This is a genomic window from Arcicella rigui, from assembly GCF_034929435.1.
Lineage (GTDB): Bacteria > Bacteroidota > Bacteroidia > Cytophagales > Spirosomataceae > Arcicella > Arcicella rigui.
Genome location: NZ_JAYFUM010000011.1, coordinates 109,571 through 129,014 on the forward strand (window position 1 = coordinate 109,571; position 19,444 = coordinate 129,014).

Here is a 19,444-nt window from a genome sequence, read left to right on the forward strand (position 1 = left end):
CTAACCGTTTATATAAAACCAAATTTGTGTTTTTTGTATATTACTTTTTAATTCTTCCAAACTGATACGATAAACCCATAGCAACACTTACCCCTCCATTGGTATTAGATGAGCCATTGAAAGGTAGCTGATAAGAACCTTCTAATGTTCCGATGATTCTACGGGCAATCACATAATTTACGCCAACTCTGGCTAAACCAAAACCATTCACACTTCTTGAACGTCGCAAACTATCATTATCAAAAGTGGGTGAACCTCCTCCGTGAAAACGGTCTTTATCACCTCTGAATCCATTTCTACCAAAACCCATGTTATTTCTGCCTACTCCTACTGCCAAACCTACAAAAGGCTGTAAACGTCTGCTTTTGAATGGCATCCAGTTGACCCCTAACGAAGCTTGTCCATCTGGAAAAGCACCATTCATTCCTCTGAAATTATTCTGAAACTGACCAAGTACTGAAAATCTATTCGTAAGTCCATACTCTGCTCTCAAGCCCAACAAGCCACCTGCTCTTTCTCCTTGATTATTATCTAAAGAAATGGTGCTTCCGCCCATCAAACCAAGTCTAAAATAGGCAGGACGAAGTAGATTAAACGAGCTTTTCTTATGTGTTGAATCAGTATTTATTTTCTTCACGACGACTGTTCCAAAGATGGGTTCTGGATTCGCACTCTGTGCATTTACTTCAACAACAAAACCCATTAATAAGGCAATAAAAGCAATTCTGAATATTTGATTTTTCATTTTTTTAGAATTTGATAATGAAACAATTGTGCTTAACATTTTAGATTTTAGGCAATAGAATAAACCCACAGCTTTTTGTAAGCTGACACCAGATTTATACTTGATAAAGCAATTTTTTAATTAATTACCAAAGCGGTAATGTATTCCAATCCTCCCTCCTAAAGTAGCAGGGGCTTCCATAGGATTAGGGTTTTTAAGGGCTTGTCCTTGCAGGTACAATTCTGCACTTGCCAACAAGCGATTTGAAAAGTAAAAATTAAACCCTGTATTTACACCGTACAAATTAACAACTGAGGATTGTTGCCCAGATGCACTTTGTGTATTTGAGGGGTCGTCATAGTAGTACTTTATATCGTAGTGGTTAGGTAATTGTAAACTCCAACTTGCCCCAAAATAAGGCTTAAACTTATTACTAAAGAGTAAATTATAACGTAGCCCAACACTAACTTGATAAGTTGAAAACTTCGGTATATCTACTTTTTTAGGCGGTTTTCCTGCACCTCCGATAGAACCATTGCCTCCATCAAATTTTTTCCAACCTTCTTCTTTGTTATTTTCAAAAAAAAGGTTGTTTTTCTGAAAGTCTAATACCACTCCCCAACGCTCCAAACCTTTGCTATTATGATAGCCCAACACCGTTCTGAATCCGAATTGTGAGCCTCCTCCATGCTCATACTCCTGACCGATTGGCATTTGAACTCCCCCTAACAGCCCAAGCGAAACAGATTTAGGAATTAATGAAAAATGATTCTCCAATACTACCGAGTCTTCTTCAAAAGTAATCAACTTTGGTACGATGGTAGAGTCGGGCGATTCAAGATTTGAAGCAAAAAGACTGGCTTTCTTTGCCTTCAAAGCATGAATACCCACATATTTTTCTCTTTCTATGAACGATTCACCTTCAGTAATTTTATTATCATATTTAGCGTAATAAATGTTGTTTTGGTTATCAGATAAAACTGTTTTTTTTGGTGTTGATACATCGACCAATGGTTGTGGAATAATCACTTTTTGGTAGATAGTATCGTACACGACTGTTTTCTGAACTATCGTATCAGATTGTACTTTACGAGAGTGGATATTAACTAAACGACTTTCCAACTCTTTTACTTTCTGCTGAGTTTGGTCTAAGCGATGATACAAAACCGCCGACACAGCCAACATCACCCCAGCTACTGAAGGTAAAGCCCAAAGGAGACGAGTAATTTTTCTTTTTAAATCTCTTCGCTCCAGCCTGCCTTCCATTTCACGCCAATCGCTTCCTGCAAAATTCGGAAGCTTTGAACCGAACAATCGGTCAAAATCTTGTTCATCCATGTTTTCAGTTATTTATCAACCAAACAATTATTTCTTTTTTTCATTTTGAAAAGTTTTTAGCGGTTATCTACTTTTAAAAATTATTAAGGATTATCAACTCTTGTAATTTTTTTCTTGCTTTATGTAAATTAGAAAGCGAAGTACCCACAGAAATATTAAGCATCTCGGCAATATCTTTGTGTTCGTAGCCTTCAATTACATGAAGATTGAAAACAGTTCTATAAGCAGGCGGTAATTGCTGAATCAGTTTTGCGATTTCCTCTACCGAAAACTTACCAAACAAATCCATTTCCATGCCCATTTCCGAAGCTTCAACCAGTTCTGCCGTCGGAATTTCTTGATGAGATTTACGAAGATGATTAATACAAGTATTTACCAAAATCCTTTTAAACCAATTTACAAAAGGGTATTCGGGTTTATATTGGTCGATATTTGTAAACACTTTCATAAAACCATCATTTAATAATTCACGTGAAGTATCAACATCTGCTACATAACGAACACAAACCGACAAGCCATAACGATAGAAACTTTCGTATAGCTCTCGCTGTGCATTGCGGTCATTTTTTCGGCATTGCTTCAAAGTATGTAGTAGTTGTTCTGTCCTCATCTGTATCAGAATACATCGTTTGTATTGCGTGTATTGCTTTGCCCACAAAAAAAAATTGAAACCCTGAAAAAAAATTGAGTTTTAAAGCTATTTTTTATTCTACATTTACACTAATTCCATCTTTTTTAGGCATTGCTAATGAAGTTTTCCTACGATTTAGCTTGTAAAAAAGAAGTCAATTTGAAATTTATAAAAAAATAATTGAAAGGGCTGAATATTGACAAATGCTTATTTTTGAGGTTGAATTGAATAATTTTAATGTAAAGTGAAGTATTTTTATTTTTAAAATTTTAGACTTATTTTTATTTTTTTTTGGCACAGTTTTAGCAAGTTTCAGTCTCAACATAAGTGTTTTTTAGTTAATTAACAAATGATAAAAACATTATTTTAAGAAAAAAAGTAATTTTCAATTCGGTAGAAAATCAATAAATTAATAGAATGTTTCTTTCCTAAAATAAGAATACAGCAAAATTTGATTGTAATTTTATCGAATAAGAGATTTGGGATTTTTTCAAACATACTACGAGTATCAACATGATCATTCGTTAGCAAACTTTTCCACAAGAAATATCACAAGACTGAGCATTTTAGTCTAAAACTGTACAAAAAATGAATCCATTTTTTAACCAGAACAACTCAATTAATAAAACATATCAAACCCAAAGCATTTTTTTGGAAAGTACTCACCAAAAAATGACGATGGCTTCACAGATAATGATGTCCTCTTTGTTAAGTAAGATTTTCTTTAACGCTTTTAAAACTACTCAATCCTTGCGTCAATTATTTACTATTTTATTATTTACAATTACTTCAGCTTTTAGTGCTTTTGCTGGTTTGCCCGACTTATCAGTAAAAACAAGTATCGACAACCAAAGCCCATCGCTTGGTTCAGATGTTATTTATACTGTTGTAGTAAAAAATATCAATCCCGACAAAGCCACTGGAGTTGAACTTACCAATACTTTGCCCGCAGGTGTTACATTCAAATCATTCAATACTGGAAATATTGGTTCTGCTACGGTTGCCACCAACGCAGGTGTTTCAACCGTTGTTTGGACAATCGGTGAAATCGCAGGAAGTTCAGAGGTAAGTTTAAAAATTGTTGCTACTGTCAATAAAAGAGGCTTCTGGTATAACATTGCCGAAATCACGAAAGAAACACAACAAGACAGCGACTCAACACCCAACAATAATTTACTTGGAGAAGACGACCAAGATGGCGTTTGTTTTTCAATTGAAGAGTTTTTCTATAATGGCGAAGAATATACAACACAACTTCCTGCTGGATTAAATAATCTGGTTTGGACTAAAAAAGTAGGCTTAAACGGTACGCCAATAGTAGTGAATAGTTCTACGGCAGGCGTAGAATTGTTGGCTAATGGCAATATTAAAGTAACAAGCATTAGTGATTATACAGAATTTGCCTTTACGGCTTCTAATGGTACTTGTCCAATTTCAGGCTGTTGCCCTGTGAAATTTACACCCGGTCAATTTGGTTCAATTGGTAGCGTTGTATGGACAGACCTTGATGGAAACGGCATTAGAAATTCAACCGAATCAGGACTTAATAATATTACAGTAGAATTATACGACGCCACAGATAATACTTTGTTGGCAACCAACGTAACAGCCAATGGAGGAAAATACACTTTTGGCAATTTGGTTTCGGGTTCGTACAGATTGAAGTTTATTTTGCCTACTGGAAGACAATTTGTTACAAAAAACGCTTCTGGAAGTACATCAACCACCGATTCAGATGCAGGAATAGATGGTTTTACAGACATTATCCCGATTGACGTAACAAAAGCATCAACAGATATTGGAAGAAATAACCTTACAATTGGTGCAGGTATTTTATCAAATTGTATTATCTCGGCAGGTACATTAACTGCCAGTACTTCGAGTTTCTGTTTACCAGCAACTGGCACAGCGGTAGTTTTAACGGCAACAACCAGTACCGCCCCTACTGTACCAAGCAATTTTTCAGTAAAATACCTTTTGGCAAAAGGTTCAAACTTTGTCATTGAACAAATTAGTGATAGTAGGTCATTTTCAGTAACAAGTGTAGGTGATTATAAAATCTTCACGATTGTTTACAGTGCTGTTTCGGGTAGCGAAAACTTTTTTGACTTATCAACCATTACTTTCGGAACAACTACTTTAAGCGATTTACAAGCCAAAATTATCAATCAAAACTTATGTGCTGCCATTGATGGCACAGGAGTAAGTTTCGGCGTAAAAGAAACTTTGCCAGCTCCAGTGGTAATCGGGCCAACAGTTTGTTCAGAGGGATTAGTTACTTTGGGTAACTCAACCCTAACAGATGTCACTTTTCAGTGGTTTACATCAAAAGATGCAACCATTCCTTTTTCTACCAGCAATACTATTTCATTAACCCCTACTACTACAACTACTTATTTTGTAAGCGTTGTTAGCAAAACATCAGGAGCTTGTGCAAGTGAAAAAAGCTCTGTGACGGTATCAGTAAATCCAAAACCAGCAACACCAATCGTGAAGCCAACTTTGGCTAACAACTGTACGATTAATGCCAGTACTGTCAATTTAGCCGATGCGATTCAAAGCTCGCCAAGTACAGGTGGTGTTTTTGAATGGCACACTACCAATTCAACTATTTCGCCTTTGGTAACTAACCCAAGTGCGGCTGTGGCAGGTACTTATTTCTTATTTGAAAAATCAATAAATGGCTGTTACAGCGACCCAGCAATTATTACTGTAAACATTAATACTTGCGAATGTACTAATCCTGCTGGTGTGACGGTATCGTCATTATCTCCAATTTGTGCCAATAGTGGTGCGGTTTCTTTAAAAGCAACTTTGAGTGGCGGAGCTACTTCTGGAACATGGACAAGTGAAGGAACAGGTACTTTTGATAATGCAAATAGTTTAACTGCCAAATACACGCCCTCAGCAGCAGATATTACAAAAGGTTCAATTGTACTTACTTTCACCACAAACGACCCAGATGGAACGGTAACTTTATGTAATGCAGCCATTGGCAAAACAACGCTTACGATTAAACCACAGCCATCAGCTCCCTCGGTTTTACAAAGCGATACTTTAGTTTGTTTAGGAAGTTCAAATAAATTATTTGCCATTAGTCTTGGCAATACTGTTAAGTGGTACACAAGTCCAACGGCAACCAATTCAGTTGGTAATAGTCAGGATTTAGGTTTTGTAGTAACACCAACGGTTGAAGGAAAATATACTTATTATGCAGAAGCAACTTCAACAGACGGTTGTGTTAGTAATAGAACACCGATTGCCTTTACAGTAAAAAAATGCTTGACCGACTTAGCTGTTGTAAAAAATGTTATCACAACACCAGATGCTATCTCTGCTCCGAATTTTATTTTAGGACAAGAAATTTCATATACAATTGATGCAAGAAATATTGGTACTTCTACTTCGACTGATATTAAAGTAACAGATTTGCTACCACAAGGAGCAACTTTCGTAAGTGCGTTTCCAATAGGTGAGTATAACAATACAACAGGTGTTTGGAATGTTGGAGATTTGATTCAAGGTTCAAACAAAATTTTGTTAATCAATGTAAAACTTACTAAAACTGGCTCAATCGTAAATACAGCAAGTATTGCTGGTGCAAATGATGACCCTGCTAAAAATACGAATAATACCTCGTCGGTAACTGTAAATGTGGTCGAAAGAGCAGATTTAAGTTTAAGTAAAACAGTATCCAACCTTATTCCAAATGTTGGCGATACGCTTACTTATAATTTAGTAGTCAGAAACAATGGCCCAAATGCTGCAACCAATGTAGAAGTAAAAGATATTTTACCAACGGGACTGACCTTTATTTCGGGTACTGATGTAACGGCAAATGCTGGAACAGTAACCGGAACAGTAGCCAGTATTGCCAATGGAGGAAGTAAAACATTTAGTTTCAAGGCGAAAGTAACAGCAGAAGGAAAAATCAGTAATGCCGCAGAAATCAGCAAAGCTGACCAACCTGACCCTAACTCAACGCCAAACAACGGAACAAATAATACTGAAAACGATAGAAGTAATATAGACATCACTGCAACGGAAGTTTGTAATTTGATTGCCCCTACCCTTGCTACCACCAACAGTACGATTTGTTCGGGAACAAGTACTACCATTACAGCTACTGGATGTACGGGTTCAACAATTGTTTGGAGTAATGGAGCAAGTGGCGTAGGAAGTATAACGGTAAGCCCTACCACGGCACAGACATTTACAGCATTTTGTCAGAAAGGCAACTGTAAAAGTACTTCATCAAATGCCATTACGATTAATGTTACCAATATTGCAGCACCAACTTTGACGGCTTCGCCTTCAACGCTTTGTGCTGGAAGCTCAAGTATCTTAACAGCCACAGGTTGTAATGGAGTAGTAGAATGGCAGACTTCTACCAAACCAACTGGCAGTACTCTAAGCGTAACGCCGACTTCTACTACTACATATACCGCAAAATGTAAAGATTTAGGTTGCGAAAGTAATTTAGGAAGTGTTACTGTAACTGTTACACAAAAACCTGCTGCACCAAGCATCTTAGCTACCAAAACAAGTATTTGTCCGTCTGAGTCTGTTACTTTAACAGCCCTAAACTGTAACGGTTCGGTAAGATGGAATACTGGACAAACGACAACATCAATCACAGTAAGTCCACTTGTAGAAACTACTTACAGCGTAAGTTGTACTGTTAATGGTTGTATCAGCGACTTATCGACGCCAACAAGTATCAAAGTTACTGCAACACCAGCACCAACTATCACGGCAAAAGATTCAACCATTTGTCCGGGAAGTTCAACAGTTTTAACAGCAACTAACTGTACTGGAACTGTTACTTGGTTCTTCAATACACAAACAGCCGTTGGCTCTACGCTTACAGTATCGCCAACAGCTACAACAAGTTATACTGCTACTTGTACTGGTACAGCTTGTGTTTCTGAAAAATCAGCAGCAGTAGTAATAAAAGTAGCAAGTCCAGCTGCACCAGTCATTGCAACACCAGATTCAACTATTTGTACTGGTACAACCATTACACTGACAGCAACTGGTTGCTCAGGTACAGTTACTTGGTCGAATAATCAAAAAGGTGCAAGTATTCAAGTAAGTCCAACCAGTAGTACAACTTATTCTGCTACTTGTACAGTTGGTACTTGTACAAGCCCTGAATCAAATAAATTACCGATTACGGTTTCACCATTTAGTCCGCCACTAATTGCGGCTAACCGTTTGATTGTATGTTTAGGACAAAGTATTAATTTGACCGCCACAGGTTGTTCTGGAACGGTGAAATGGTCTGACGGAGGAACAGGTGCAAGCAGAATCATCACTCCAACAGCTAATATTAAATATACAGCAACTTGTGAATCATTACCTTGTATTTCAGCCAAATCAAATGAATTATCAGTAGTTGTAAATATTACGGCTAACATCAATGCACCAGTTGCAACGAATACAACAATTACTGAGGGACAAAAAGCAGATTTAACCAAATTAGTAAGTAGCAGTACTCCATCGGGGTCAACATTAGTTTTCAAAACTGGTGAATTACCTACTTCTGCATCAGTAACAACTCCAACTTCGGTAGGTGCAGGTACATATTATGCTTTCTATCAAACCTCAGAGGGTTGCCATTCTGCGGGTGTTAAAATTGTAGTTTCAAATGGGACAGTTGCTGACTTGGCGGTACAAATTGACGCAGACAGAACAACAGCAGCCGTTGATGAGAATATTAATTACTTCATTAATATCACCAACAATGGCCCCAATACGGCTAAAAATATTGTTATTACGAATACACTTCCTGCTGATATTCAGTTTGTTTCAAGTTCAAGTGGTTTAGTGGTTTCGGGTGGAAAAATCATCATTAATGTTGATTCTTTAGAAAAAGGTCAATTAAAAACATTTACTTATACGGCAAAATCAAAAGTAAAAACAACGATTATCAATCCAGTATCAGCCACAGCATCAAATGATAATAACCTGACCAACAACAGCGACCAAGCAGTTGTGAATGGTGAATGTAAAATTGGCTTGTTGATGTCGGTAGTTGATACCGTAAAAGTATCAAGCGGTGTTTATAATATTAAGTATCGTTTAATTGCTAAGAACTTCTGTAATGATACCTTGAAAAACGTAACACTCACCAGTAGTTTAGCCAAAACATTCTTATCACCAACAACAGCTTTGATTGTAAGTTCACCAACTGGCGATAAGGACAACCATTTAGTAATGAATACTACATTTGGCGTGTTGGATTCAAACTTGGTGAAAACAGGTAGTTATATGCTTCCTTTAGCTGTTGATACTATTACTTATACAGTACAAGCAACACTTCGTGGAAACCCCGGGCCATTTAGTAGTCAAGCTACAATAACTGGCAAGAAAAACAGCGGAGAAACTTTAACTGCTGTGTCAAGCGATGGAACAAACTTTGATGCAAGCCCAAGCAAAACAATCATCAGCTTTAACTTACCAAGTACAAAAATTGGTTTAGCAAAACAAGTCCTTAGCAGTGGATTAAAAAGAACAGCCACCAATGTTTGGACAGTACCTTACGTTATTCGAGTGGTGAATATGGGCGGTACTTATATTAAAAAATTAAGTGTAAGAGATACGCTTGAGTTAGTCTTTACAAAAGGAGCAACAATTGTAGGAAAACCAACCGTAACTACAACCAAAGCTGGTATTACTGTTAATCCTAACTTTACGGGTTCAAAAGCAAATTCAAACTTGTTAATTGATTCTCTCAGTACTTTAGCAGTAAACGATTCGGCTCTGATTAATGTAACCGTTACGGTGAACGTTTCGGCAGCAACGGATTCTGTATTCAGTAACATTGCCGTAGGAACTGGAACAGGTTTAGATAATAAATCATTCACAGACGTTTCTACTTCGGGCATCAAGCCAGACCCTAACGCAGATAATGACCCAAGCGAAAAAACACCAACGGCAGTAACACTTGGAAAAGGAAATGTAGTAACAAGTAATGCCTCAATTGGTATTGCTTTATCAGCAGTAACCGATGATTTACCACAATCTGACGGTACTTATAATGTTACACTAAAATTAGTCACGAAAAACTATGGCAATGTGGCACTCAAAAATGTAGCAATTTCGACCGATTTAGAGAAAGCCATTGGAACACAAGTAAAAGCGTGGACAATTTTAGGAAGACCGACCTTAGTAAGAGGAGTTTCAGCAGCACTGAACAGTAGTTTCAATGGAAAACGAGATACTTTACTTACTACCAGTGCCAGTACAGCTTTAGCCGTTGGCGATAGTATCGTGATTACCTATATCATAAATGTTTCAGAACCATTAAATGATACATTGTATGTGAATGCCAATGTGAGAGCTTACAGCGATGAAACAAGCTCAGTTTTAGTAACAGATGCTTCTGTAAATGGTACAAATCCAGATACAAACAATGATGGAAAACCAACAGAATCGTCACCAACACCAATTATTTTCAAAGAATATGTTTCAAATATTTCTATTCCTCATGGTTTCTCACCAAATGGAGATGGAGTAAATGAAACCTTTGTAATTGAAGGAGTACTGCCCGACGAAAGAGTACATTTAGAAGTATATAACCGTTGGGGAAGTTTGGTTTATGAATCCAAAGATTATAAAAATGAATGGGATGGCTCAAGTAATGTGGGTGTTAAGTTATTAGAAGCTGGAGCAGGTTTACCATCTGGTACATATTTCTATTCGGTAACACTTTACAAGAGAACAACTGGCGAAAAAGTTAATTTGCCACCAACCGTTGAATCCATTCGTTATATGACTATTTCAAGATAAAATCTCGGTTTTATCTTGAAATAAAATTAATTATTTTAAACTATTAAGACTTTAGCCAAACTTGTTTATAAAACGATGGTTGAAGTAAATTAATCCTAAATTAGAATCACATGAAGCTCAATGGCTTGCTTTCAAGAATTAAAAATATGACATCCCTTGTATTCACAATGGCGATGATTAATCATTATTCTGCACAAGCACAACAAGAGGTTCAATACTCTCAATATATGTTTAATATGTTGGCGGTAAACCCTGCTTATGCTGGAAGCCGAGATATATTAAGTATGACCGCCGTTTACAGACAACAGTGGGTAAATATTACGGGTGCTCCCAGTACGCAATCGTTCTCAATTGATACTCCTCTCAACAGAGAAAAAGTGGGTATCGGCTTTCAAGCTTATAATGACCAAATTGGTGATTATAGAAATGTAGGTTTGTACGGTTCGTATGCTTATCGAGTAAAAGTATCTGAAAGAACCACTTTAGCTATGGGTATTCAGGCGGGGGCAACAAACCTTACTGGAAATTTAACCCAAGTGAAATTAACCCAAAATGGCGACCAAGCTTTTACTTATTCATTCAACAAATGGTTGCCAAATGTGGGTGCTGGTCTGTATCTCAGCGACGACCGTGGTTACATTGGTTTTTCGTGTCCGGGTTTAATTCAGAATAGATTAACCAACGACCAAAGTGCAGATTCATCTTCACGCCAGTATCGTCATTACTTTTTTATGATGGGTTTTGTCGTTCCATTAGGCGAATCTTTAGTGTTAAAACCTTCATTTTTGTCTAAGGCTACTCGTGATGCCGCTTCTTTTGACTTTAACCTAAACTTGTGGCTCAATGATAAAGTTGCTTTGGGCTGTTCGTGGAGAACGAATAATTTAAAGTTTAAATCACCATTTTCTAATCAAAACGGTGATGCTATCGTAGGCTTGCTTGAAGTTCAAGCGACTGACCAAATTCGTTTTGGTTACGCTTATGATTACGCAATTAATGGATTAAAAAGTATCCAAAAAGGTTCACATGAATTCATGCTTCGCTATGAATTTGGTTATCGCAAAGCAAAAATTCTTACTCCTCGATATTTTTAAATAATAGTATTACGAATTGTATCTTTGAAACCCCACATACCAACTTTTTAAAAGTTGGGCAATACAAACTTTCTCAAAAAATATTGATAGTAAATTTTAAAAAAATGATTATTTTGAAAAAAACTGTACTTCTTATCTGGCTGGTATTGCTGGCAAGTCTTTCGTCTTTTGCTCAGACCTTAAAAGATGCAGAATATCAGTTTGACCAAATGAGCTACCTCAATGCTTCTCAATTATTTGAACAAGCGTTAAAAGGGAAAATTACTGATGCTCAACGTCAGTCAATTCTCCTAAAATTAGCTTATTCATACAGGCAAATGCACGACACCCAAAATGCCGAGCGTGTTTATGCTGAACTTTTGAGTAAAAATCCTGTGCTTTCTGGCAATGATACCAAAGCGTACTTATATTATGCACAAGCCTTAGCCTCGAATGGTAAATATCCAGAATCTCAGGCGATTTACGAGAAATATTCAAAACTTGAAATTGCGGATAATAGAAGTGGTGGTTTTCAGAAACTCTATAAAAATATTGCCGTCCTGAATAAAAATGCCGCTTGTTATAAAGTAGATTATCTTTCAATCAATACCGACAAGGCTGATTTTAGCCCAATGTATTACAAAAACGGTTTGGTTTTCAACTCAGCTCGTACCGAAGGCTTTGGGATGAAACGTGTCTTTACTTGGGATAATTCACAATTCCTTGATATGTATTATCTCAGCGACCTCAGTCAACTCACAACTGACCCTTCTGCTGGGCTTGGCGGTAAAAAAGATAGTAAAACAAAAACTACCAAAGCAACACAAGCTATTGGTTTAGACGAATACACTGCTCCTACTGCCAACGATACCAAAACGATTGGCTCGTACAGCGGTTCAAGTTTGTATTTGTATAACGAAACCCCAAGTATCAAAACAGAGAGTTTTAGTAGAACACTTAATACAAAATATCACGAAGGGCCAATGACCTTTACGAGTGATGCAAAAAAAGTGGTATTTACTCGAAACAACTACAACAATGGGCATTACAATACTTCAAAAGACAAAGTAAACAAGCTGAAATTATACCTTGCCGAAGACAAAGGCGAAGGTCAATGGTCGAATATCCAAGAACTTCCTTTTAATAGTAACGAATACTCTACTGGGCATCCGAGTCTGACAAAAGACAATAAATTGCTCTATTTTGTATCAGATATGCCCGGCGGAATCGGAGGAACAGATATTTATGTAGCAGAATTTAACGACGGCAAAGTAGGTACTCCTGTAAATTTAGGCCCAGAAATCAATACACCAGGAAATGAAATGTTTCCATTTGTAGATGAAAGAGGTAATTTATACTTTTCGTCAGATGGACATCCCGGTCTTGGAGATTTAGATGTTTTTTATACCAAACTTATTAATGGCACAAAAGCATTAGGCAAAGTTACCAATATGGGTACGCCTATCAACTCGAACAAAGATGATTTTGGCTTGATTACCGACGGAGAAAGAAAAGCTGGTTTCTTTTCCTCAAATAGAAAAAGAGGAAGTACCGACGACGATATTTATCGCTTTACTCGTGAATGTGACGAAAAACCAGAATGTGAAGAACATCAAGTAATCGTTTACGATGCTGATTCTAAAATGCCTTTGGATAATACCGACGTGCAAATTGTTTCTGTTGAAAAATCTGTCTTGAAAAAAACAGACTCAAATGGTTCGTTTAAAATATGTTTAGAGCCTAATCAAAACTATGCCATTAATGCCAGTAGAGACGGCTATTTACCCAATAGTTTATCTTATAGTGTAAAAAGTGATTCTTCACAAAAAGTAATTGAAATACCTCTCACAAGAGTTAAATTGATTGATAGTACAGGAATAAGAATCAAAACACTCAGTCCTTGCGAAGCAATTAAAATTATCAAAGGTAGAGTAATTGCCAACAAAGATAAACGTCCGTTAAGTGGTGTGAAAGTAGTTTTCACCAACCAGTGCGATGCAAGCGAACAATCTACTGTTACTGGCGAAGATGGTGCGTATGAATTTGAAGTATGTGTTGGTTGCGAATATAAAATTGAGGCGTTCAAAGAAGGTTTCGGTTCGCAAGGTGTTAGTTTGAAAAAAATCACGCCAAGCGATCCAGAAGTAACCATCGTGAACTTGATTATGTTTGAAGAAGGCGACATCATTGCCATTGAAAATATCTATTACGACTACGGAAAGTATAATATCCGCCGTGATGCTGATCTTGAATTGAATAAACTTTATCAATTGATGAAAAAATATCCATCAATGAGAATCGAAATTCGTTCACACACAGATAGCAGAGCCACTACTCAATTCAACCAAACGCTTTCTAAAAACCGTTCGGCAGCAGTAGTACAATATTTAGTAAAAAGAGGCATTGCAGCCAACAGAATGGAAGCATCGGGTTATGGCGAATCTCAACTGTTGAATGAATGTGCCGATGGCGTAGAATGTACAGAAGAGCAACATCAATTAAACAGACGTTCAGAATTTAAGATTTTGAAACTCAAGTAAATTACCATTATATCCCAAAAATAAAGCCTATTTCTTGATGAAGAAATAGGCTTTATTTTTGGGATACTTGTTTTAATTTGCTACGATTCAGAGGGAAAGTTGTTTGACGCATCTTTGATGGCTTCGTACAAACGGTTCTTACTAACGGGCTTCTCGATATAAGAAGCAATTTTTAAATTGATGTTTGCCAATTCGATAAGACTTTGAAAAGTACTTTGACTGGCCGCTGATACAATAATAATTTCAATTTGCTTGTCACTAAACTCGCTGGCATTGGTTTCTAAGTAAGCCATCAATTCATAGCCATCCATAATTGGCATATTCAAATCTAACAGCATAATCAATCGTTTTTCTGTTGATTTCTTTATCCAATCAAGAGCCTCTTGACCATCAGTAGTTTCGCTATAAGTGATATTAAAAGATTGTAAACAACGGGCAAGCAACATCCTATTCAGATGTTCATCATCAACAATAAGCGTTTGGGGAAATTTTGTCATTTTTAAATTTAATGTTTTGAAAATAATTTAAACACCTTATCAAGATGCCAAATTTTCTGAATTAATTATACTTAATGGTTATTAGTCTATATGCTTATATATCTCTTACTTTAGAGTACTATCAATTAATTATTTGTACTCAAAGGGTTCAAGAGGCTTCTACTTATACTTTACAAGATAGAAATTTACAAAATGTACTTGAAACAACAAAGCAGAAAAAATTTAATCTTTATTCAACATTATATAAAATAACTACTTGCCTCGCTAAATTACTTATTAAAAGCTACAATACAAAAATATTTGATTTACTTTTTTTATCGTTTTTAAATTATAAATAACTAAAATAAATGATAAAAGTAGAGCCAATATTTTCTTCACTTTCAAATTTGAGTTTTCCTCCATTTAGTTCTACCAAATTTTTGGCAATTACTAAACCCAAACCCGTACCTTCTATTCGTCCTACATTGTTAGCTCTGTAAAAAGTATTGAAAATTTTGTTTCGCCCCTCTAAAGGAATACCTATGCCAAAATCTTGAATTTTTATCTCGAAATGGTTTTCATTAAAGTTCAGAACTACTACTGGATTTGGGCGACCTTTTGAGTACTTGAGTGCATTTGAAGCAAGATTATCGACAATTAATGTGAGATGAAGTGGGTCAACATTAACAGATTGAGGTAAGCCAAAAACATTAAATTGAATTCTACGACCATCTTTTTGGAGTGCATTCTGCGACTCTACGCTATTCTTCACCAACTCCATAATATTAATTTTCTCTTTGTTGGCTGTGAGTTTCTTCGATTCAATTTTGCCAACAATCAATATTTCATTCATCAAATTTGTAATTCTATCAATTTGACTACTGATAATATTTACGTGCTTGAGAATATTAGGATTTTTGTCTTTGTCAATCATCTGAATGATTTCAGTACTTGAGCGAATCGTCGCTAAAGGAGTTCTGAATTCATGCGAAGCAACATTCACAAAAAGTGATTTCAAATCGTTCAACTCCCTCTCTTTGTTAAGAGAATTCATTAAAATTTCCTCTGTTTTCTTTCTATCACTGATTTCTCTTGTGGAAGTGATGATACGATAAGTAAGGTCGTAATCATCAAAAAACACTTTAGAATTTGTTTCGAGCCAAATGTATTCACCATTTTTTTTCTGAAAACGGTAGGTAGTACTGATGGGCGTTTCGTCTTCGTCTTCAGTAGTTTTTCTTAAATCTTCTGGATGATAAAAGTCCGACATTTTTTTACCAATCAAATCTATCGGCTCGTAGCCAGTAATTTGTTTGATAGAAGGCGAAAGGTAAAGAAGGTAGCCGTTCAAATCGTGAATACAAACTAAATCCTTTACATTATTTGAAAGCAATTCGTAAATATGAGCATTTTCTTTTTGTTTAGTAATATCCTGTAAAGTACCTGTTGCACCTACTACATACCCTTTGTCGTCATAGATAAAACTTACAGTTGCCTTAATCCACTTAATCTCGCCAGATTTGCTGATAAAACGAGCAACATGCTTACTTGAAGTTTTTTTCTGAAGGATAAGTGTTTCAAAAAGTTGGTCTTTTTTATCGGCATCTTCAGGGTGCATAAAATCGTAATAAGGTTTTCCTAAAGACTCTTCTAAAGAATAGCCCAATACCCTTCTCCACGATTCATTGAGGAAAGTCCAATTCCAGTCTTGGTCAGTCTGAAAAACAATATCACTAATATTATTAATTACTTCTTGATACTTCTGTTCGGTATAGAAATGAGTATCAAACATCGTAAATAAAGCATTGGAGTAGTTTTTAAACTGAACTAATACTTCGCAAACCAGATTATTAACAGTGGGAATTGGCGTGAATTTGATATGAAAAGCATTCTCCTTAATCTCATACGGAATACCTTTGAAAGCTTTATCATAGCCAATTTTCAGCCTATCAAAAAGTAGATTTGAGGCATCTTTGATTTTATCTACTTCATGAAGTTTAGGTTCTTCGCCCCAAGCATTCAGGTAGTTTTTGGCAAAAGCATTGTTAAAATACAGAAAACGATACTCTCTATCTAAAATACATACATTTCCTTCTAAGGAATTAAGTAATATTTCTGATAAGTAGTTAATTGTGTTTGTTCTCATCTGGGAATTGGCGGTTAATTGTTCTATGATGATGAAAATTCACTACTTAGTAGATGCTAAAAAAATTCAATAGCCTATTCATATATATCGTACAATTTTTATCAGTACTTTTTAAATAAAAAAAATGTACAAATAAAATGAGCTATTTACCCATCAAAAATTATAATTAATCAATAGCTTACTTTAATAATTTAAAGACTTATGTGTGGTTTTTAAAGTTTTTAAAACATAAAAACGATAGATTTATATCAGCAAAAATCTTGCCTTAAATATATAAACCAACAAGTTTTTTCACTTTTACTTTTTTTTCATCAAAGAAAATCCGTGTTAGAATACGAAAAAAAGCACTGCCGTAAATGATTATGCTATTCTTATCGTATTTGGCAACATCAACAAAAAGATTTAAGCAAGTATAGTTTTTTGCAAATTCTATAAATTTTGGCAGTAATTTTGGAAGAAAAATGAATAAAGAAGCTCGACTTTGAAAGCATTCTTGTAAATTGAATTTTTCATACTTCAATAAACGAGCCAAAAATGATGATAAGAAGATATGCCTTTTTTTCTTCATGAAAAAAATAAAAATCCAAGCTAACTATAAAGATTTGTAGAGGATATTTATACAAATTCAGAGATACAACATTATTGTAAAAACCTTACTTTCGTATATTAATTTACCCATCAAAACATTTTAATCAATGCCTTCATTAGACACAGCTAAAGCGTACTACGAATACTTCAATCAAAAAAACTGGGATGGAATGATTTCATTATTACATCCAGAAGTTCGACATGAACCCAACCAAGGTGAGCCAAGAATTGGCTTAGAGCTTTTCAAAGCTTTTATGCAACACATGGACGAATCTTATGAGGAAACTTTAACCGATATGGTATTTTTTACCGAACCCAACGACGAGCGTGTAGCCGTTGAATTTGTGGTAAATGGTATTTACAAAAAAGCGGAAGAAGGTTTACCTGCGGCACACAACCAAAAGTATGTTTTGCCTGCGGCTGCATTTTTGGGTTTTACAGACGGAAAAATTAGTCGCATTACTACTTATTATAACCTTCCTTTGTGGATTAAACTGGTTTCAGAATAATGTCGATTGAAAAAAACGCTTTTTCGTATATCACGAAAAAAGGAGCTGAAATAGCCTCTGTGTTTGAAGACTTAGCAGAACTTAGAATCCGTGTTTTTCGTGACTTCCCCTACCTTTATGAAGGTTCGGTAGCTTACGAAAAAGAGTATCTGAAAGTATATTCACAGTCGGAACGAGCTTTTTTATTTGCCGTATATGCCAACAATAAAATGGTGGGGGCTACTACTTGCATTCCATTAAGCGACGAAACTTCAGAAGTAAGACTTCCTTTTGAAACAGCAGGATTTGATATTGATACTTTTTTCTACTTCGGAGAAAGTATTTTAATTCCTGAATACAGAGGTTTGGGTTTGGGACATCGCTTTTTTGATGAACGAGAAGCCCATGCTCGTAGCTTTGGAACATTCAAAACTACTTGTTTTTGTGCCGTTGAAAGAGAAGAGAAACATCCGTTAAAACCAGAAAACTATCGTCCAAATGATGTTTTTTGGCAAAAGAGAGGCTATCAAAAAGAGCCTTCCTTACAATGTACTTTTGAATGGCAAGATATAAACGAAAGCGTTTCGACAGCCAAAACAATGATTTATTGGACAAAAGACTTATAATTTATAATCCTTATGAAAGTAACTTTTGCCGCTGCTCAGTACCCTATCAGCCAGCATCAAAGTTTTGATGATTGGGAAATACATACAGAAAAATGGGTACAAGATGCTGTACGGCAACACGCTCAAGTACTACTATTCCCTGAATATGCTTCAATGGAATTGGTGAGTACTTTTTCTAAAGAAATTCAAGCGGATATTCACCAACAAGTACTTGAATTACAAAAAATTAAAGATAATTTCTGTAATACTTTTAAAAAATTAGCCCAAAAATACCAAGTCATTATTGTTGCACCCAGCTTTCCAGTACTTGAAAAAAGAAAAGTATTCAACCGTGCTTTTGTATTTTCACCTAAAGGATTGGTAGGCTTTCAAGACAAGTTTTTTATGACTCGTTTTGAAAAAGAAGAATGGGGAATTGCCTGTGCCAACCCTAAAGTACTTTGCTTATTTGAAGCAGAATGGGGTTCATTTGGTATTCAGATTTGCTATGATGTAGAATTTGCTATCGGCTCTAAATTACTTTGTGCGGCTGGTGCATCCCTTATTTTAGCACCAAGTTGTACTGAAACGATTCGTGGAGCGACTCGAGTTCATATTGGAGCAAGAGCCAGAGCTTTAGAAAACCAAGCTTATACCATTGTTTCTCAAACTGTCGGAAATGCTCAATGGTCGCCTGCGGTAGATATAAATTATGGCTTTTCGGGCTTTTATGCAACGCCTGATAAAGGAATGCCCGAAGAAGGAATTATCTCAACAAAAACACCACAAGAAGAAGGCTGGCATTTAGAAACCTTAGATTTTGCTTTGATTGAAGAAGTAAGAAAAGACGGACAAGTATTTAATCACAGAGACCAACTTCGTTGGCAAGCCTTTTTTTATCAAGAAACGATTCAGATTCTTAGACGAATCGTTTGAAATAATTCATGATAAATTAAGTAAGTAGGCAAAATCAATTTAATTGATTCGCTTTAGGCAAGCACAATGAATATTTTGCCTAATGCTTATGGCTTACAGCCTATT

At 35.9% G+C, this 19,444-nt stretch carries 11 protein-coding genes; 6 read left to right on the plus strand and 5 right to left on the minus strand.

Going from position 1 to position 19,444, the window contains the following annotated elements; all coding sequences use genetic code 11:
• Positions 1–40: 40 nt before the first annotated feature.
• The 3 genes from VB248_RS11145 to VB248_RS11155 all read right to left on the minus strand — a co-directional run bounded on the left by VB248_RS11145 (position 41) and on the right by VB248_RS11155 (position 2,672).
• Positions 41–745: a hypothetical protein gene (locus tag VB248_RS11145; RefSeq protein WP_323296856.1), complete on the minus strand. Its 705-nt coding sequence runs from the start codon at positions 743–745 to the stop codon at positions 41–43.
• Positions 746–865: 120 nt separating this feature from the next.
• Positions 866–2,062: a hypothetical protein gene (locus VB248_RS11150; RefSeq protein ID WP_323296857.1), complete on the minus strand. Its 1,197-nt coding sequence runs from the start codon at positions 2,060–2,062 to the stop codon at positions 866–868.
• A gap of 73 nt (positions 2,063–2,135) precedes the next feature.
• Entirely contained in the window at positions 2,136–2,672 is a 537-nt protein-coding gene (locus VB248_RS11155) for an RNA polymerase sigma factor (protein WP_323296858.1), read from the minus strand.
• A 609-nt stretch (positions 2,673–3,281) separates the two neighbouring features.
• Between VB248_RS11155 and VB248_RS11160 the strand changes: the two genes are divergently transcribed.
• The 3 genes from VB248_RS11160 to VB248_RS11170 all read left to right on the plus strand — a co-directional run bounded on the left by VB248_RS11160 (position 3,282) and on the right by VB248_RS11170 (position 14,100).
• The gene (locus VB248_RS11160; protein ID WP_323296859.1) at positions 3,282–10,487 is read left to right on the plus strand and encodes an Ig-like domain-containing protein; all 7,206 of its coding nucleotides are present in this window, start codon (positions 3,282–3,284) and stop codon (positions 10,485–10,487) included.
• A 146-nt stretch (positions 10,488–10,633) separates the two neighbouring features.
• Positions 10,634–11,581, plus strand: a complete 948-nt coding sequence (locus tag VB248_RS11165) for a PorP/SprF family type IX secretion system membrane protein (protein ID WP_323296860.1) — start codon at positions 10,634–10,636, stop codon at positions 11,579–11,581.
• Positions 11,582–11,685: 104 nt separating this feature from the next.
• Positions 11,686–14,100 (plus strand): carboxypeptidase regulatory-like domain-containing protein, encoded by a 2,415-nt coding sequence (locus tag VB248_RS11170; RefSeq protein WP_323296861.1) that lies wholly within the window; start codon positions 11,686–11,688, stop codon positions 14,098–14,100.
• Between the two features lie 80 nt (positions 14,101–14,180).
• Here VB248_RS11170 and VB248_RS11175 read toward each other — a convergent pair whose 3' ends face one another.
• Positions 14,181–14,597, minus strand: a complete 417-nt coding sequence (locus VB248_RS11175; RefSeq protein WP_323296862.1) for a response regulator — start codon at positions 14,595–14,597, stop codon at positions 14,181–14,183.
• 328 nt (positions 14,598–14,925) lie between these two features.
• Complete coding sequence (locus VB248_RS11180; protein WP_323296863.1) at positions 14,926–16,722, minus strand: PAS domain-containing sensor histidine kinase; 1,797 nt, start codon at positions 16,720–16,722, stop codon at positions 14,926–14,928.
• Positions 16,723–17,417: 695 nt separating this feature from the next.
• On the opposite strand from VB248_RS11180, the gene VB248_RS11185 reads away from it, so the two are divergent.
• Genes VB248_RS11185 through VB248_RS11195 form a run of 3 tightly spaced genes read left to right on the plus strand, consistent with a single transcriptional unit; the run spans position 17,418 to position 19,339 of the window.
• Complete coding sequence (locus VB248_RS11185) at positions 17,418–17,819, plus strand: nuclear transport factor 2 family protein (RefSeq protein ID WP_323296864.1); 402 nt, start codon at positions 17,418–17,420, stop codon at positions 17,817–17,819.
• Entirely contained in the window at positions 17,819–18,424 is a 606-nt protein-coding gene (locus VB248_RS11190; RefSeq protein WP_323296865.1) for a GNAT family N-acetyltransferase, read from the plus strand. The genes VB248_RS11185 and VB248_RS11190 overlap by 1 nt, the downstream gene beginning before the upstream one ends.
• 12 nt (positions 18,425–18,436) lie before the next feature.
• Positions 18,437–19,339, plus strand: coding sequence for a carbon-nitrogen hydrolase family protein (locus tag VB248_RS11195; RefSeq protein ID WP_323296866.1), 903 nt, complete (start codon positions 18,437–18,439; stop codon positions 19,337–19,339).
• The last annotated feature ends 105 nt before the right edge of the window (positions 19,340–19,444 follow it).

What these genes read in the sequence shown, in the direction of transcription:
- VB248_RS11145 (WP_323296856.1), bottom strand. Translation starts at nt 745, where the DNA reads ATGAAAAATCAAATATTCAGAATTGCTTTTATTGCCTTATTAATGGGT.
- VB248_RS11150 (WP_323296857.1), bottom strand. Translation starts at nt 2,062, where the DNA reads ATGGATGAACAAGATTTTGACCGATTGTTCGGTTCAAAGCTTCCGAAT.
- VB248_RS11155 (WP_323296858.1), bottom strand. Translation starts at nt 2,672, where the DNA reads ATGAGGACAGAACAACTACTACATACTTTGAAGCAATGCCGAAAAAAT.
- VB248_RS11160 (WP_323296859.1), top strand. Translation starts at nt 3,282, where the DNA reads ATGAATCCATTTTTTAACCAGAACAACTCAATTAATAAAACATATCAA.
- VB248_RS11165 (WP_323296860.1), top strand. Translation starts at nt 10,634, where the DNA reads ATGACATCCCTTGTATTCACAATGGCGATGATTAATCATTATTCTGCA.
- VB248_RS11170 (WP_323296861.1), top strand. Translation starts at nt 11,686, where the DNA reads ATGATTATTTTGAAAAAAACTGTACTTCTTATCTGGCTGGTATTGCTG.
- VB248_RS11175 (WP_323296862.1), bottom strand. Translation starts at nt 14,597, where the DNA reads ATGACAAAATTTCCCCAAACGCTTATTGTTGATGATGAACATCTGAAT.
- VB248_RS11180 (WP_323296863.1), bottom strand. Translation starts at nt 16,722, where the DNA reads ATGAGAACAAACACAATTAACTACTTATCAGAAATATTACTTAATTCC.
- VB248_RS11185 (WP_323296864.1), top strand. Translation starts at nt 17,418, where the DNA reads ATGCCTTCATTAGACACAGCTAAAGCGTACTACGAATACTTCAATCAA.
- VB248_RS11190 (WP_323296865.1), top strand. Translation starts at nt 17,819, where the DNA reads ATGTCGATTGAAAAAAACGCTTTTTCGTATATCACGAAAAAAGGAGCT.
- VB248_RS11195 (WP_323296866.1), top strand. Translation starts at nt 18,437, where the DNA reads ATGAAAGTAACTTTTGCCGCTGCTCAGTACCCTATCAGCCAGCATCAA.